Source organism: Curtobacterium sp. VKM Ac-2884 (assembly GCF_015350945.1).
In the GTDB taxonomy this organism is placed as follows: Bacteria; Actinomycetota; Actinomycetes; order Actinomycetales; family Microbacteriaceae; genus Curtobacterium.
This window is the reverse complement of the sequence record NZ_JADKSA010000001.1, coordinates 720502-735269: the sequence shown is the minus strand read 5'-3', so window position 1 is coordinate 735269 and position 14768 is coordinate 720502. Positions and strand designations below refer to the sequence as shown.

Genomic DNA, 14768 nt, shown 5'->3' with positions numbered 1-14768 from the left:
GGCGGCCCCGCCACGGGCCTCCCGTCCGTCCGCTGGTCACGTGGCGGACAGGACCTCGCGTTCCAGACGCTGGTAGCTGGTCTCCATGCCGTCGGTCATGCCGGTGGCCAGGATCATGTCCCGCTGCGTCCGGTCGGGGTAGGTGATGCGCAGCGTCAGGAGGGTGACGCCGTCGGCCTCGTCGAACTGCAGGTCGTTCGTGTTCGGCGGGAACGGCGCACCGGTCATCCGCTCGGTGGACACCATCCGCCGCTCCGGTTCCACGACGAGGTTCTCGCCCTCGAAGCCGAACGGCTCGCCCTCGGTGTCACCCGTCGGCGCCCACGCCTGCCGGAACGTGCCACCCGGCGTCAGGTCGTTCTCGTACACCGTCATCTCCCACCCGTCCGGTCCGAGCAACCACTGCCGGACGAGCTCGGGCTCGGTGTGCGCCCGCCACAGCAGGTGGCGTGGTGCTGCGAAGGCCCGCGTGATGCGGACGTGGGTGTCGTCGACGAGCTCGGTGACGGTGCCGTTGCCCAGGGCGTACTCGCGCAGGTCGGCGAGGACGGCGTCGAGCTGTCCGAAGGCCTGCTCGTAGCCCTCGACCATGCCCATGTCCACCATGGTCTCGAGGTCGGCGGTGGACCCGAACGACGACTGGACGGTCACACGCGACCCGGTTCCGACGGTCTCGAACGACAAGACGGTCTCGCTGGTCGGCAACCCGTCGTCGACCTCGCCGTCGGCGTCGGTGAAGAGGTCGCGGAACACGATGCGGTGTGGCTCGTCGACCGCGGTGACCTGCCAGACCGCGTGGAACCGCTCGCCCTGTGGTGACGTCATCCGGTAGTCGGCGCGGCCGCCGAGCCGCAGGTCGAACGACGTGAAGGTGGCGGGGAAGCCGGGCGGACCCCAGAAGCGTTCGAGCTGACGGGGATCGGCAAAGGCGCCCCAGAGGCGCTCGACCGGGACGGGGAACTCGGCGACGAGCGTCAGCGCGAGGGCCTCGGGATCGGTGTGGACGGACGTGGTGGGCATCATTGCTCCTTGTCGGTGTCGAGCAGGGTGTCGAGGCGGTCGATCCGGCCCCGCCAGAGGTCGCCGTAGGCGTCGAGCAGGTCGCGGACCCGGGCGAGCTGCCCCGGTTCGGCGCGCACGATGCGGGTGCGGCCGCGTGCTTCCTTGCTCACGAGTCCGGCTCCTTCGAGGACGGCGACGTGCTTCTGGACGGCGGCGAACGACATCGAGTACGCGTCCGCCAGGTCACTGACGGACGAGGACCCGACGAGCGTGCGTCGGACGATGTCACGACGGGTCGCGTCGGCCAGTGCGTGGAACACCCGGTCGACCTCGGCGTCGGACAGTGCAATTCGTACAACCATTTGGTTGTACGTTACGACTGTCCACCCTCGTGCGCAAGGGGGACGTGCAGGTAGTCTGTCCGCGGAGATCGAAAGGGGCGATGCCAGTGGGCTCGAGCGCGTCGGACACCGTCAGTGCCCTCGTCGCGACCCTTCCTCCGTCGCCGAGGCTCCCGGACGTGGTCGCCGGGGTCGGGCGGTTCGTCGGCAAACCGACCCGCGTGGTCGACGTCGACGGTCCGAGCTGGGGACCGCTCACCGCGTTGGTGTCGCAGTTCGAGCACGAGAACCTCGTCCTGGTGCCGGCTGGCGCTCCTGAGCTGTACCGGATGCACTGCGTCCTGCACGAGCTCGGACACCTCGTGCACGGTGACGCCGGCGCCCCGACCACCACCTCGATCGCCGAGTTCGCCTCGGGCGGGCACGTGTGCCGCCGCGCCCTCGACGGCGACACCGGACTGGTGAGCATCTCGGACGATGACGAGCACTTCGCCGAGCGGTTCGCGTACGAGCTGGCGACCGTGCTGCTCGCCGGCAGCGCGAGCGCGGACGAGCGGGCCTACGGCTGATGGCCGTCCTGCACGCCGCCGCCTTCTGGTGCGCGGCGCTGATCTTCCTCGCCCGCACGCCCTACGTGCTGCGGAACCCACGTGGCCGCGCAGCCTGGGGTGCGACCGGCGTCGGCGCGCTCGGGCTGCTGACGCTCGGCAGCGTCGTGCCGCAGACCGTGCTCGACGGCGCCCTCGGGGGCACGAACCTCATCAACCTGGTGCAGAACGTGTGTGCCACGGCGGCCTTCTGGCTGATGCTCCGGGCGAGCACGTCCGACCTGCCGAAGCGGCCGGGGCTGGCGAGCCCGCTCGCGCTCCTCGTGGTGGTGGTGGCCTTCGCCGTCCCGTTCTTCGCCGTGCGCGACCGGGGCGGCACCGACTTCCACTTCATCGTGCGGGAGATCCACCAGCCGGCGATGTGGCTCTACGGGTCGGTCTACATGGTCGGTGTCGGTGTGATCGCCGCCGCGACGCTCCGGTACGGCGTGCTGCGGAACCCGGTCGCGCTCGTGGTCTTCCGGGTGGGGCTCTCGCTCGTGGTCATCGCGAGCATCGACGAACTCCTCTCCCTCACCGCCGACCACTTCGGGTGGTTCCCCGTCCCGCTGCGCGACGGACTCCGCCTGGGCTTCGACCCGCCGTTCTACCTGGGCATCGTCCTCATCGTCGTCGCGATGGCGTCCCTCACCTTCCGCCGGTGGTGGCGGGACGTGACGTGCCGTCGGCACCACCGACGACTCCGCCGCATCGCCCGGCGCCACGAGCTGCGTGCCGTCGAACGGGACGGCGACGTGCAGGCGCGGACCTACGACCTCGTCATCGCGATCCGCGACGCAGAGGTGCAGGGCCGCACCCTCGACGACGCCGAGCTCGCCCAGGTGCGCTCGGCGGAACTGACCCTGACCCGCAGTCTCGGAGGCTGATGCGATGACGATCGTCTGGTGGGTGCTCGGCGTGCTCGTCGTGCTGGCGGCGGCGTTCCTGCTCGTGGTGCGGAAGGTCGTCGGCAAGATCGTGCTGCCCGGCGGCGACCGCTGGACCCCGGTGCTCGAGACGACCGACGACTCGATCCGGCTCCCGATCACCGACGACACCGTCCGCCCGGGGGAGTACGGCCTGTGGCACGACGGCACCGGGCACACCACGGTCGGACCGGTGCTCGACGTCGACGAGGCCGCCGGCACCGTGCGGCGCGCGGTGGTCCGGACGACGGGCGACGTGTCGACCCGGGTGCGGTGGAGCGGGCACGTGCACCCGGACCCCGCCGCGATGGACGTCGACTGGACGGAGGTCGACCTGCCGACGCCCGTGGGCCCGGCGCCGGCGTGGGTCATCCGACCAGGCGGCCCCGTGCCCGCGCCACTCGCGCCCGCATCCGCGCCCGCCGCCGACCCGCCGGCCGCCGCCGACGCGCCCGCCGCGACCTGGGCCGTGCACGTGCACGGCATCCGCACCACCCGCGTGACGGCGCTCCGCACCGTGCCGGCGGCGCTCGAGGCCGGCTGGACCTCGATCGTCCCGTCGTTCCGCGGCGACGGCGAAGCGCCCTGGCAGGGCCGCGCCTCGCACCTCGGCGCCCGCGAGTGGCCCGACGTCGAGGCCGCACTCGACCACGCCGTCGCGAACGGGGCCGAACGGCTCGTCATCGTGGGGTGGTCGATGGGCGCGACGATCACCCACGAGCTGCTCGCACGGTCGGTGCACCGCGACCGGTTCGTCGGACTGGTCCTCGTCTCGCCGGCGCTCGACTGGGCGACGACGGTGCGCTCCCAGGCCGGTCGCGCCGGGCTCCCCGGGTTCGTCGTCGGTGCCGCGCTCCGGGCGATGGCGCTGCCGCTCGTGTGCCGCCTCGTCGGGCTCCGCTCGCCCGTGGACGTCCGCGCGCTCTCCTGGTTGCACGCGCCGCGGAGCCTGCCGCCGACCCTGCTCATCCACTCGTCGGGGGACACCACCGTGCCGTTCGCCGTCAGCCAGGAGTTCGCCGATGCGCACCCCGACACCGTGACGTTGGCGGTCAGCGAGCCCGCCGAGCACGCCTGGGAGCGGAACGTCGACGCCGTCTGGTTCGACACCACGATCGCGACCTGGGCGAGATCGCTCGACCACACCGGCACCATGGAGTAGAAGGGGCCATGGGTCAGCTCATCTACGACGGCCAGCCGCTCGACCTCCGCATCGACGACCGTGCCATGACACACCTGCAGATCGTGATCGTGAACATGCTCCGGCGTGATCACCGGTTCGCGTTCTCGTGGAAGGACGACGTCGTCCACGGCAACGGCCGGAGCACGATCTGGTTGAACCCCAACGTCGGCCTGCACTTCAAGTTCTCCGGCAGCCGGGTGCCGTCGATCAACCGCAGCTGGCTCGAGGACCTCTACGCCTCGGCCACGTCCGGCTCCGGGCTCGTCCTGACGCCGGAGCCGCCGGACACGAGCACGGCGGCCGACTCGGCGTGGTCGCGAGCGGTCGCGCCGGGGGACGCCGACGACGCTTCGGGGACACCGAGCGGTAGCACGGCTGAGTGATTCCCGTCAACGGGTTCCGAAGATCCGCTGATCGTCGTAGCGTTTCTGTACCGCGGATCAGAGTCGTCCCTTCGGGCCGGCATCCAGGGAGCCGGTGACGGCAATGAACCGCGGCAGGAGGGGGACCCGAATGACCGTGACGCAGTGCGCGCCCGGCGCCGACCAACCATCGGCGATCGAGTGGCGAGCACGACGGGAGTCCCGGATCAGGAGACTCGTCGTCCAGGAAGCCGGGTCATCGCACCCGGGTCCTTGCGTCACGCCAGTGGGCTCGTCGGTCAGGCCTCACTGACCGGCACCCTTCCACAGGACGCCCCGGCAGTCGGATTCGGGTTCCGCTTCCGGGGCGTTCTGCTGCCCGGGCGTTCTGCTGCCCGGATCGGGCGGGCGCTGCCGGCTCAGTAGACGTCGCGGACGTACCGCTTCGTGCGGCGCAGGTCGGCCAGGTACGACAACGCGTCGTCCTCGTCCCGCCCACGGCCGGTGCGGATGACGTCGAGCAGCGCGGCCTCGACGTCCTTCGCCATCCGCGAGGCGTCGCCGCACACGTACACGTGGCCGCCGTCCTCGAGCCAGGCGAACAGCTCGGCGGACTGCTCGCGCATCCGCGTCTGCACGTAGACCTTCTCGGCCTGGTCGCGTGAGAACGCCAGGTCGAGGCGGTTCAGCACGCCCTGCTCCTGCAGCTCGGTGAGCTCATCCTGGTAGACGAAGTCGGTGTCGCGGTGCTGGTCGCCGAAGAACAGCCAGTTGCGCCCCGTCGCGCCCGCCGCGGCCCGCTCGTGCAGGAACCCGCGGAACGGGGCGATGCCGGTGCCCGGACCGATCATGATCATCGGCGCGGACGCGTCCGTCGGCACACCGAACGACGCGTTCGGCTGCAGGTAGACGTCGACCGTGCCGTCGGGGTCGACCCGGTCCGCCAGGAACGTCGACGCGACGCCGGCGTACATCCGGTGCGGGTCGCCGTACCGGACGGACGCGATGGTCAGGTGGATGCGGTCCGGGTGCGCCAGCGGGCTCGACGAGATCGAGTACTGGCGTGCCTGCAACGGGCGCAGGTTCGGCAGCAGCTCGTCGAGTCCGGGAGCGCCCGGTCCGGCGTCGCGCAGCAGGTCGAGGACGTCACGGCCCCACAGCCAGCGGTCCAGTTCGTGCTTGTCGCCGTGCGAGACGACCGCGGCGAGTTCGCTCGCCGGGGCGCGCTGCACGAGGTCCGCGATGAGGTCCTTCGACGGCGTGCGGATCTCACGGTCGCTCCGCAGGACCTCGGTGATCGGTCGGTCGTCGAACGACTCGCCGCCGTTCGCGCCGACCTGCTCGAGCAGCTCCGCGACGAAGACCTCGTCGTTGACCGGCACGACCGCCAGGGCATCGCCGGCGGCGTACTCGATGCCGGAGTCGCCGAGGTCGAACTCGTAGTGCCGGATCTCCTTCGCGCTGCGCGGCGAGGAGAGCAACCGGTTCTCGGCAAGCCGCGACGGGTACGGGTTGCGCTTGTTCCACTGCGACCCCGGCCGGGAGGCACGGCCCGCGCCCGCCCCGCCGGTCACGGTGGCACCGTCGCCGGCACCACTGCCCGTGGTCGCGCCGGGTGCGCCCGTCGCGCCGGCCTCGGCAGCGAGCCGGTCGAGCACGGCGGCGCTCCAGAGTGCGGCGGCGTCCTCGAAGTCGACGTCGCAGTCCACGCGGTCGTGCACCCGGGTCGCGCCGAGCTGCTCGAAGCGGGTGTCGAGGAGCTTGCCGGCCTGGCAGAACTCGTCGTAGCTGGTGTCCCCGAGGCCGAGGACGGCGTACTGCAGCCCCTCGAGCCGCGGCACGGTGGACGCCTGGACCGCGTCCCAGAACAGGCCGGCGTTGTCGGGCATCTCGCCCTCGCCGTACGTCGAGGTGACGACGAGCACGTGGGTCATCTCGGCGAGCTGCTCCGGGGTGACGGCGTCGAGTGCAGCGGCACGGCCGCCGAGCCCGCGGGCCTTCGCCCCGGCGACGAGCTCGTCGGCCAGGAACTCCGCGTTGCCGGTCTGCGTGCCGAACAGCACGTCGATCGTCGTGGTGGGGGCGGCGCCGGACGCCTTCTTGCCGGCGGCGGCGATGCCCGCGATGAACCCGGCCAGCCAGGACTCCTGGGCGGCCGAGAACGGTGCGTCGACGGGGATCAGCGATCCGGTCGGGGGGAGCAGGCTCACGCGGACACCGCCTCGGTCGGTGCCTGGGGTGCACGGCGGGCGATGTCCTCGAGCGCTGCGGTGGCGAGCAGCTCGTCGAAGCGGGCCTCGCGGACGCGGCCGTCGTTCTTGGCGTTCTGGTGCATGATCCACCCCGTGGTGCCCGGTGCGTCCATGCTGCGGTTGTTCCGCTGCGTGAGCGCACGCTTGTAGTCGTCGAGCCGCTTGATCGCGATGAGCGTCGCGAGCTGGTCGTCCGCGAACCGGTCGAGCGTGCCGCGCAGGTACTTCACGACGCGCTGCTTCACCGAGAAGTCCTCGGTCAGGACGAGGTTCTTCACCGCTTCGGTGACGCGGGGGTCGTTCGGCCCCGCACCGGGGACGCGCTCGAGGGCGACGTCCTGGGCGACACCGAGCACCGTGTACGACGACAGCAGCGAGAACATGTCGTCGCCCTGGTCGCCGAGCGCCGGGGCACGGCCGTCGAGGACGGTGCGCTGGTCGCGGTAGTCGACCTTGAACGCACGGAGCTTGTCCGTGGCGATCGAGGTCGCGAGCTCGTCGAGCAGCTCGGGGCGTGTGGCCGCCGCGAGGATCTCGCCGGCGTCCTGCGACAGCAGCAGCGCGCGTGGCATGCCGACGAAGACGTGCTGCCGGGTGGTCTCCCAGTCGGCGAGCAGCCGCTCGGCCAGCGCCGACCCGGTCGCCTCGAGGTGCCACTCGAGCAGCAGGCGCGCGCCGGCCTCGTGGAACGCGCCGCGCTCGGTGTCGGTGACGGGGAACACGAGGAGCGAGTCGGTGCTCGCGCGCTGGGCGACCTGACCGGACGGGTCGTACTGGTACAGGAACCCGCCGGACATGCCGTTGCCGAGGCCCTTGCCGAACGCGCCGAGGTTGAACACGGCGCCGCCCGTCATGTACTCGCACCCGAAGTCGCCGACGCCCTCGACCACGGCCGTGGCGCCGGAGTTGCGCACGGCGAAGCGGTCTCCGGCCTCGCCCTCGACGAAGGTGCGGCCGCCGGTGGCCCCGAAGAGCGCGAAGTTGCCGATCAGCACGTTCCCGCCCTGGTCGGCACTGCCGCCGCCCGGTGCGCGGACGATGATCCGACCGCCGCTCTGGCTCTTGCCGACGCCGTCGTTCGCGGTGCCGGTGTGCTCGAGCACGATGCCGTCGTTGTTGAACACGCCGTACGACTGCCCGGCCGAGCCCTGGGTGCGGATCGTGACCGCACCGTCGACCAGCCGGCGGCGCCCGCGGTCGTCGGTCGCCACGGCGGGCAGCCCCTGGACGTCCTCGGCGCGGAGCTCGTGGTTGAGCAGGCGCTCGACGTCGATGCCGAGCTGACCGCCGACGGACTTGTCGCTGTTGCCGAGCAGGACGCCGTGCACGAGCACGTGCTCCTGGGCGTGGTCGACCAGCGCCGTGCGGATGCGCTCGAGCAGCGCGTCGTCGGTGTGGAAGTCCTTCTCCAGGTACTCCGGGTCCGTCACGACCTTCTCCGGCACCTGCGCGAGCAGGGCGCGGGCGTCCAGACGCCCGACGCTCGCCGGGTGGTCGAGGAGCTGCAGCAGGTCGGTGCGACCCCGTGCCTCGCGCAGCGAGCGCAGACCGAGGCGGGCGAGGATCTGCCGCACGTCGTGGGCGATGTTGAGCAGGTACTGCGCGAGTGCACGCGGGTCGCCCTCGAACGCCTCGGCGTTCGTGGTGAGGCCGGCCGGGCACTTCACGTTGCAGTTCTTCGCCATGACGCAGCCGAGCATCATGAGCGCGGTCGTGCCGAACTCGAAGCTGTCGCCGCCGAGCAGGGCGCTCGTCACGACGTCGGACCCGGTCTGGTGCGCACCCGAGCACCGGAGCGTGACCTTGGAGCGCAGGCCGTTCGCGACGAGGGCCTGGTGGACCTCGGCGACGCCGATCTCCGCCGAACGTCCCGCGTACTTCAGGCTCGTGACGGCCGCGGCGCCGGTACCACCGGTGTTGCCCGCGACGTTGATGACGTCCGCGCCGGCCTTGGCGACGCCGACCGCGATGGTGCCGATGCCCTCGGAGGACACGAGCTTCACGATCACCCGGACGCGGGCGGCCTTGCAGTCGTGGATGAGCTGCGCCAGGTCCTCGATCGAGTACGTGTCGTGGTGCGGCGGCGGCGAGATGAGCTCGACGCCGGGCGTGCCACCACGGGCCGCGGCGATGTCCACCGTGACCTTCGGCGCGGGCAGCTGACCGCCCTCGCCGGGCTTCGCGCCCTGACCGATCTTGATCTCGAGTTCCTCGAGCATGGGGTCGGCGAGGTAGCCCGCCCAGATGCCGAAGCGACCCGAGGCGAACTGCTTGATCCGCGAGCCGCGGATGGTGCCGTAGCGGGAGTGGTGCTCGCCGCCCTCACCGCTGTTCGACATGCCGCCGACCATGTTCGTGCCGTGCGCCACCGCTTCGTGCGCGGTGGCGACGAGAGCGCCGTGGCTCATCGCGCCGGACGCCAGGGTCCGGGTGATCTCGTGCGCCGGCTGGACCTCGTCGAGCTCGACGCTGTCGGGCGCGCTCTCGAGCAGGGCGAGCAGCCCGACGGCCGCGCCGGTGGCGCGGAGCGTCACCCGGGTGTCGTCGACGGAGTCGACGTCGACCTGGCCCGGGTACAGCAGCCCGAGGCCGTCTGCCAGGGCCTGGTGGCGCAGTGCACCCGTGGTGCCCGTCGACGCGAGCTGCAGGCGGAACTGCTCCGTGCCTCCCGGAAGACCGTCGGAGGACGCCGGACGCGAGCCGGACAGGCCGCGCACGGTGACGCTGGCGTTGCCGGTCGTCGAGAACCGACCCAGCTCGCGGGCGAAGTCCTCGGCCGTGTCGATGCCGGTGACGTCCGCGGGCAGGGCGAGCACGTCGCGGAGCGCAGCGGGGCGGCGCGACCGCTCGTCGTGCGTGGTCTGCAGGAACGTGACGTAGCCCGGCGTGATCCGGTGCTGGTCGATCTCGGTGTCACTGAGGCGGTCGTAGCCGGTGTTGCGGTACGCGGCGTCGGTGATGCCGAAGGAGTCGTCGAGCTGGCCGAGCGTCAGCAGGCGCAGTGCGTCCGAGTCGCCGGAGCGCTCGAAGGACGGACGCTCCTCGGTCATGCCGCCGAACCCGCGGACGCTCGCGACGCCGAACGAGTGGCCGGCACCGTCCGAGCGCTCCTTGAACAGGCCGAGCAGGGGGACCTGGCCCTCGGCCGCGACCGAGCGGGCACGCTCGTGCCAGTCGGTCGCCGCCTGGGCGATGCGCGCGAAGCCGACGCCGCCCACCGGGGCCTGCATGTGCGGGAACACCCGCGCCAGGACGTCGTCGCCGGTGTCCAGGTAGTTCGGCTCGAAGAACGCGCCACCGATGTAGCTCTCGGCGGTGCAGAGGCCGACGCGGCCCATGGTCTTCGCGAGCGCCTTCTCGGCGGCCTTGCGGAACTGCTTCAGCGCGAGGTCCGTCGCGGTGAGCTCGCCGGCGGGTGCCGGCGCGGCGGGGTACTTCTCCTCGGCACGCAGGCGCGCGCTCAAGCTGTACACAGCCGAGGCGCCGAAGCCCAGGGCCGTCGCCACGTGGTGTGACGACGGCAGCTGACCGCTCTCGGCGACGACGGACACCCGCAGGCGCAGCCCGGTCTCGATGAGCCGCTGGTTCACGGCGGCCACGGCCAGGATCACGGGCAGGGGCGCACGGGTCGACGAGACCTCGCGGTCGGTCAGCACGGCGATGCCGCCGGACGTCCCCGCGAACTGCTCCACGGCGTCGCACAGGGCGTCCACGGCGTCGCGCACGGCGTCCGCGTTCGCCTGCTCGTCGCCGAGCACCGGCACGTAGAGCATGTCGAAGCGCTCGAGCGGCACGATGTCCTGGTCGCGCAGGCGCACCATGTCCAGGTGCCCGAGGATCGGCGACTGCACGACGAGCTGCCGGCTCGTCGAACCGGTGCCGTCCGGCTTCGCGCCGAGCGCCACGCGCATGCTCATGCCGTCGGCTTCACGGATCGAGTCGAGCGGCGGGTTCGTCACCTGGGCGAAGCGCTGCGAAAAGTACTTCGCCATTCCGCCCTCGGTGTCGCTCAGGGCGTTGATGGCGTTGCCGTAGCCCATCGCCGAGATCCGCTCCGAGCCGTTCTGCAGCATCGGGTCGAGCATGAACCGGAAGCTCTCCTGGTTCAGCGAGTACGCCACGTACCGGCCGGCGAGCGACAGGTCGCCCTCGTAGCCCAGGGTGGTCGTCGTGCGCTCGTAGTCCGGAGCAGGCAGGTCGTCGAGGTCCACACGGGCAGCGTCGAGCAGCGTGCCGTAGTCGCGGCGGGCCGCGAGCATGCGCAGCACCTCGTCCGTGCGCATCCGGGTGCCGGTGCGGTGGTCGACGACGAGCATGCCGCCGGCCTCGATGCGGCCGCGGTGCACGACCTCGTCGGCGTCGAACGTGACCTGACCGGCCTCCGACGACACCATCAGGTACTCGGTGGTCTCGACGGTGCGCAGCGGACGCAGCCCCAGGCGGTCCAGGCGCGCGCCGACCACGTCGCCGTCGCTGAAGATCACGGCGGCCGGGCCGTCGTTCTTCTCCTCGTACAGCGAGAAGTACTCGAGCATGTCCCGTACGTCGGCGGTCAGCGTGCGGTCGTTCTCCCACGCCGGCGGCATGAGCGAGACCACGGCCTCGACGATCTCGAGCCCGTCGTCGAACACGCGGCTCTGCAGCGTCTGGTCGAGGCGGCTCGAGTCCGACTGCCCGGGCGGGCGCACGATGCTGCGGGTGCGGGCACGCGCCAGCGCCTCGTCCGACAGGCGGTTCTTCCGGTCGGTGTTCAGCTCGCCGTTGTGCGCCATCAGCCGGAACGGCTGCGCCATCGTCGGGTGCGGCTCGGTGTTCGTCGAGAAGCGGGTGTGGAAGTACAGCGTCCGCACCGAGTGACGCGGGTCACGCAGGTCCGTGAAGTACCCGATGACCTCGCCCGAGTTCAGACGGCCCTTCAGGATCTGGGTCCGGGCGCTGAGCGACAGCGGGTACAGGGCCGCGTGCTCGGCGCGCTGCTCGGCGGCCTCGCCGTAGGACACCGACTCGATCGCGAGGAGGGCACGGTTCGCCGCCGCGTCGACCTCGGTGCGGTCCCACTGCTCGGGCGCGCGGAAGACCCACTGCACGATCGGCAGCTGGTACTGCTCGGCCTCGGGTCGGGCGACGGAGTGGTCCACCGGCACGTCGCGGACCACGAGCAGCTCGAAGCCCTCGGTCTCGATGGCGTCCGTGACGGTCTGCTGCGCACGGGCGCGCTCGGCGTCCGCCGCCGCACCTGCGCCGCTCGGCACGAAGCAGTTCGCGACGCCGAAGTGTCCGGCGCGGAGCTCCTGGCCGGTGATGGCGCTGAAGAACTCCACCGACAGGTCGATGCTCACACCGGCGCCGTCACCGACACCCTCGGCGGACTTGCCGCCGCGGTGGGGGATGGCGCACAGCGCTTCGTCACCCTTCCGGATGACGTCGTGGTGGGGCGTGCCGTCGAGTCGGGTGATGAAACCGACGCCGCAGTCGCTCGATTCGCGGGCAGGGTCGTAGAGACCGAAAGATGTGGGGTTCACGTGTGCGGGTCCAGTGGGGCGTTGCCGGCAGCGGACGGCCAGGCTGCATCGATGGAGCGCTCGCCGCGGGCAGACCGGTGTTGGCAGTCGGGCCCTGTGGGGTTGTGGTGCGGTACGGCGATGCTACGGCGCGGTATACCGCCCACGCAACACCGCGCGGTGCGGCGCACCGTGCGCGCCTGTCCGGCTGGTGCGAGGTTGCCCGCTCGGTGCGCTGTTGTTGCGCTGCACGGAGCGTGGAACCTCGCACGGGATTGGCCACAACGCACGGTGCGGCGGGCCGTGGGTGCCGAACGACCCTGCACCGAGTGGCGAGCCCGGCACGGTGTCAGGCCGCGCGCTCGCCGGTCCGTTCGTCGACGGTGATCGGCTCCGTCACCGCCGTGCTGGCGTCGGCGGCGGGGGTCGTGCCGGGGCGGATGAGCTCCGGGCGGCGGCGGCCGCTGCGGAACACCCACGCCTTGAACAGCACGAACCGGACGCAGGTCGCGACCAGGTTGGCGGCCGTCAACACCAGGATCTCGGCACCGTGCGACGCTCCCGACACGCTGCTGTGCAGCACGACCAGGGACCCCGACGTGATCGCCCACGCGATGCCGAACACGACCAGCCCCTGCACGTGGTGCCGACCCGCGCCAGCCCGCCCGCGGAGGCCGAAGGTGAAGCGCCGGTTCAGTGCGGTGTTGCCGATCGCCGTCAGCAACAGGGCGGTGAAGTCCGCCGTCTGCGCCCCGATCGCCGGACGGAACAGCGCGTACAGCACCGCGAACGCGACGGTCGACAGCACCCCGATGGCGCCGAAGCGCAGCACCTGCCCGAGGAACCCGACGTGCGGCGGCGTGAACGGACGGCGGCCGATGGTCTCGTACACGGCACCCACCGGCACTCGCCCGCTGGCGATGCCCCGCGAGACGCGCCACATGCCCTTGAGGTCCTCGGTGGCGGTCGAGGCGATCTGCACCGACGAGTTCACGTCGTCGACCCAGTCCACCGGGACCTCGTGGATGCGCAGCCCCGCGTGTTCGGCGAGGACGAGCATCTCGGTGTCGAAGAACCACGCGTCGTCCTCGCACAGCGGCAGCAGCTGGTCGGCCGCCCGTTTCGTGACCGCCTTGAACCCGCACTGCGCGTCCGAGAACGACACCCCCATCGTCGTGCGGAGCAGCAGGTTGTACGAGCGGGAGATGAACTCGCGCTTGCTGCCCCGAACCACCCGCGACGAGTCCGCCAACCGCGTGCCGATCGCCAGGTCGGAGTGCCCGGAGAGCAGCGGCGCCACGAGCGGCTCGAGTGCCGCGAGGTCCGTGGACAGGTCCTCGTCGACGTACACGAGCACCGTCGCCGGGGACGCACCCCACACGGCCTTGAGTGCCCGCCCACGACCCTTCTCGGGCAGGTGGACCGCGTGCACGCCGGGCAGCATGGCGGCCAGGTCGTCGGCGATCCGCGCGGTGTCGTCGGTCGAGGCGTTGTCGGCGATCGTGATCCGCCAGGTGTGGTGCAACGACGTCCGGCAGAACGTGTGCAGGCGTCGCACGTGGGCCGCGAGCGTGTCCTGCTCGTTGTAGCAGGGGACGACGATGTCGATGTCGAGGGTCTGGTTCGTCTCCGTCATGCCGCTCATGCTCGGCAGCGGGCACATGCGGACCGAGGCAGTGCGCTGTGCGCCCGGTAAGAACGGCGTTCGGCGACCGTTCACGTCACGGTCGAACACGACAGGTGTCGCGCGGATACGGTCGACGGACGATGACGACCGAGCGCGACGACGCACACCGATCGGCGGTGCTGCTCCCGGGGGAGCGGCTCGGCCTGGCGCTCGACGAGCGGTGCCCGGAGTTCGAGGAGCTCCTGCTCACGCCTCCGCTGCACGGCATCCGACCGGACGGCCACGACTGGCTGCGACGCCGGTACGCCGAGATCGTCCCGCTCGTGCTCCCCGCCGCGCTGCGGGCCGTTGAGCGCGGTGAACCCGTCGACCGCGAGTGCCTCGACCAACTGCGCGCGGTGGCGGCTGCGAGTGCCGAGGACCCCCGCGTCGACTTGTCGGTCGTGCTCCGCGGGGCCCTCCCGGCGATCCGGGTCTTCGCCCTCGTCATGCACACGGCCGCCCGCGACCACGCCGTCACGCTCGACCACGCCGGCCGGACGATGCTCGCGATGAGCCGCGCCTCGCTCGTCGCCCACGAACTCGGCTCGTGCTGGGCCGAGGCCTGGGCCCAGCAGCGACGGCGATCGGCGGGCGAGTCCGCGGCGGCGGTCACCACCGGGGAGATCGACCTCGTCGCCCGTGCGCCCGGCCTCGACGAGACCGAGGAGCAGATGCTCGCGCTCGCCGCGCAGGGGCTCTCGAACGACGAGATCGCGAAGGAGACGGCCTACAGTCGCCAGGCCGTCGCGTGGCACCTCGGACGGCTGATGAAGTCGTGGAAGGCGCCGAACCGGACGGCGCTGGTGTCGGTCGCCTTCGTGAAGGGGTGGATCCGCGCACGGCGCGAGGTCCGCGGTGCAGCACGGACCTGGCCCCCGGCGATCGAGCCCGCCGCCGAGCGTCCCGCCACGCACGACGACGCCCCCTGAGACCGTGGTCCCCGGG

The 14768-nt window shown here is 71.7% G+C and carries 10 protein-coding genes; 5 read left to right on the top strand and 5 right to left on the bottom strand.

What is annotated here, in order from left to right; translation table 11 throughout:
* Window positions 1–36 precede the first annotated feature (36 nt).
* Window positions 37–1020 carry an SRPBCC family protein gene (locus tag ITJ60_RS03580; protein ID WP_194646944.1) on the bottom strand — a complete coding sequence of 328 codons (984 nt, stop codon included), beginning with the start codon at window positions 1018–1020 and terminating at the stop codon, window positions 37–39.
* A complete protein-coding gene (locus tag ITJ60_RS03575) occupies window positions 1020–1364 on the bottom strand; it encodes an ArsR/SmtB family transcription factor (RefSeq protein WP_194646943.1) in 345 nt (114 codons plus the stop codon). Before ITJ60_RS03575 ends, ITJ60_RS03580 begins: the two co-directional genes overlap by 1 nt.
* A gap of 158 nt (window positions 1365–1522) precedes the next feature.
* Here ITJ60_RS03575 and ITJ60_RS03570 point away from each other — a divergent pair, with 158 nt between their 5' ends.
* From ITJ60_RS03570 to ITJ60_RS03555, 4 genes are read left to right on the top strand one after another with little or no spacing between them, the layout of a single operon-like run.
* The gene (locus tag ITJ60_RS03570) at window positions 1523–1912 is read left to right on the top strand and encodes a hypothetical protein (RefSeq protein WP_123938427.1); all 390 of its coding nucleotides are present in this window, start codon (window positions 1523–1525) and stop codon (window positions 1910–1912) included.
* Window positions 1912–2817: a hypothetical protein gene (locus ITJ60_RS03565; RefSeq protein ID WP_194646942.1), complete on the top strand. Its 906-nt coding sequence runs from the start codon at window positions 1912–1914 to the stop codon at window positions 2815–2817. Before ITJ60_RS03570 ends, ITJ60_RS03565 begins: the two co-directional genes overlap by 1 nt.
* A gap of 4 nt (window positions 2818–2821) precedes the next feature.
* A complete protein-coding gene (locus ITJ60_RS03560) occupies window positions 2822–4018 on the top strand; it encodes an alpha/beta hydrolase family protein (RefSeq protein WP_194646941.1) in 1197 nt (398 codons plus the stop codon).
* An 8-nt stretch (window positions 4019–4026) separates the two neighbouring features.
* Window positions 4027–4422 (top strand): ATP-dependent DNA ligase, encoded by a 396-nt coding sequence (locus tag ITJ60_RS03555; RefSeq protein ID WP_123291787.1) that lies wholly within the window; start codon window positions 4027–4029, stop codon window positions 4420–4422.
* A 398-nt stretch (window positions 4423–4820) separates the two neighbouring features.
* Here the strand turns inward: ITJ60_RS03555 and ITJ60_RS03550 are convergent, their stop codons facing one another.
* The 3 genes from ITJ60_RS03550 to ITJ60_RS03540 all read right to left on the bottom strand — a co-directional run bounded on the left by ITJ60_RS03550 (window position 4821) and on the right by ITJ60_RS03540 (window position 13790).
* The gene (locus ITJ60_RS03550) at window positions 4821–6611 is read right to left on the bottom strand and encodes a diflavin oxidoreductase (protein WP_194646940.1); all 1791 of its coding nucleotides are present in this window, start codon (window positions 6609–6611) and stop codon (window positions 4821–4823) included.
* Window positions 6608–12175 (bottom strand): glutamate synthase-related protein, encoded by a 5568-nt coding sequence (locus ITJ60_RS03545; protein ID WP_194646939.1) that lies wholly within the window; start codon window positions 12173–12175, stop codon window positions 6608–6610. The genes ITJ60_RS03550 and ITJ60_RS03545 overlap by 4 nt, the downstream gene beginning before the upstream one ends.
* Window positions 12176–12503: 328 nt before the next feature.
* Window positions 12504–13790, bottom strand: coding sequence for a glycosyltransferase (locus ITJ60_RS03540; RefSeq protein ID WP_228509697.1), 1287 nt, complete (start codon window positions 13788–13790; stop codon window positions 12504–12506).
* Between the two features lie 131 nt (window positions 13791–13921).
* Between ITJ60_RS03540 and ITJ60_RS03535 the strand changes: the two genes are divergently transcribed.
* On the top strand, window positions 13922–14752 hold the full coding sequence (locus ITJ60_RS03535; RefSeq protein WP_194646937.1) for a helix-turn-helix transcriptional regulator: 831 nt from the start codon (window positions 13922–13924) through the stop codon (window positions 14750–14752).
* Window positions 14753–14768: the final 16 nt, after the last annotated feature.

What these genes read in the sequence shown, in the direction of transcription:
- ITJ60_RS03580 (WP_194646944.1), bottom strand. Translation starts at nt 1,020, where the DNA reads ATGCCCACCACGTCCGTCCACACCGATCCCGAGGCCCTCGCGCTGACG.
- ITJ60_RS03575 (WP_194646943.1), bottom strand. Translation starts at nt 1,364, where the DNA reads ATGGTTGTACGAATTGCACTGTCCGACGCCGAGGTCGACCGGGTGTTC.
- ITJ60_RS03565 (WP_194646942.1), top strand. Translation starts at nt 1,912, where the DNA reads ATGGCCGTCCTGCACGCCGCCGCCTTCTGGTGCGCGGCGCTGATCTTC.
- ITJ60_RS03560 (WP_194646941.1), top strand. Translation starts at nt 2,822, where the DNA reads ATGACGATCGTCTGGTGGGTGCTCGGCGTGCTCGTCGTGCTGGCGGCG.
- ITJ60_RS03555 (WP_123291787.1), top strand. Translation starts at nt 4,027, where the DNA reads ATGGGTCAGCTCATCTACGACGGCCAGCCGCTCGACCTCCGCATCGAC.
- ITJ60_RS03540 (WP_228509697.1), bottom strand. Translation starts at nt 13,790, where the DNA reads ATGACGGAGACGAACCAGACCCTCGACATCGACATCGTCGTCCCCTGC.
- ITJ60_RS03535 (WP_194646937.1), top strand. Translation starts at nt 13,922, where the DNA reads ATGACGACCGAGCGCGACGACGCACACCGATCGGCGGTGCTGCTCCCG.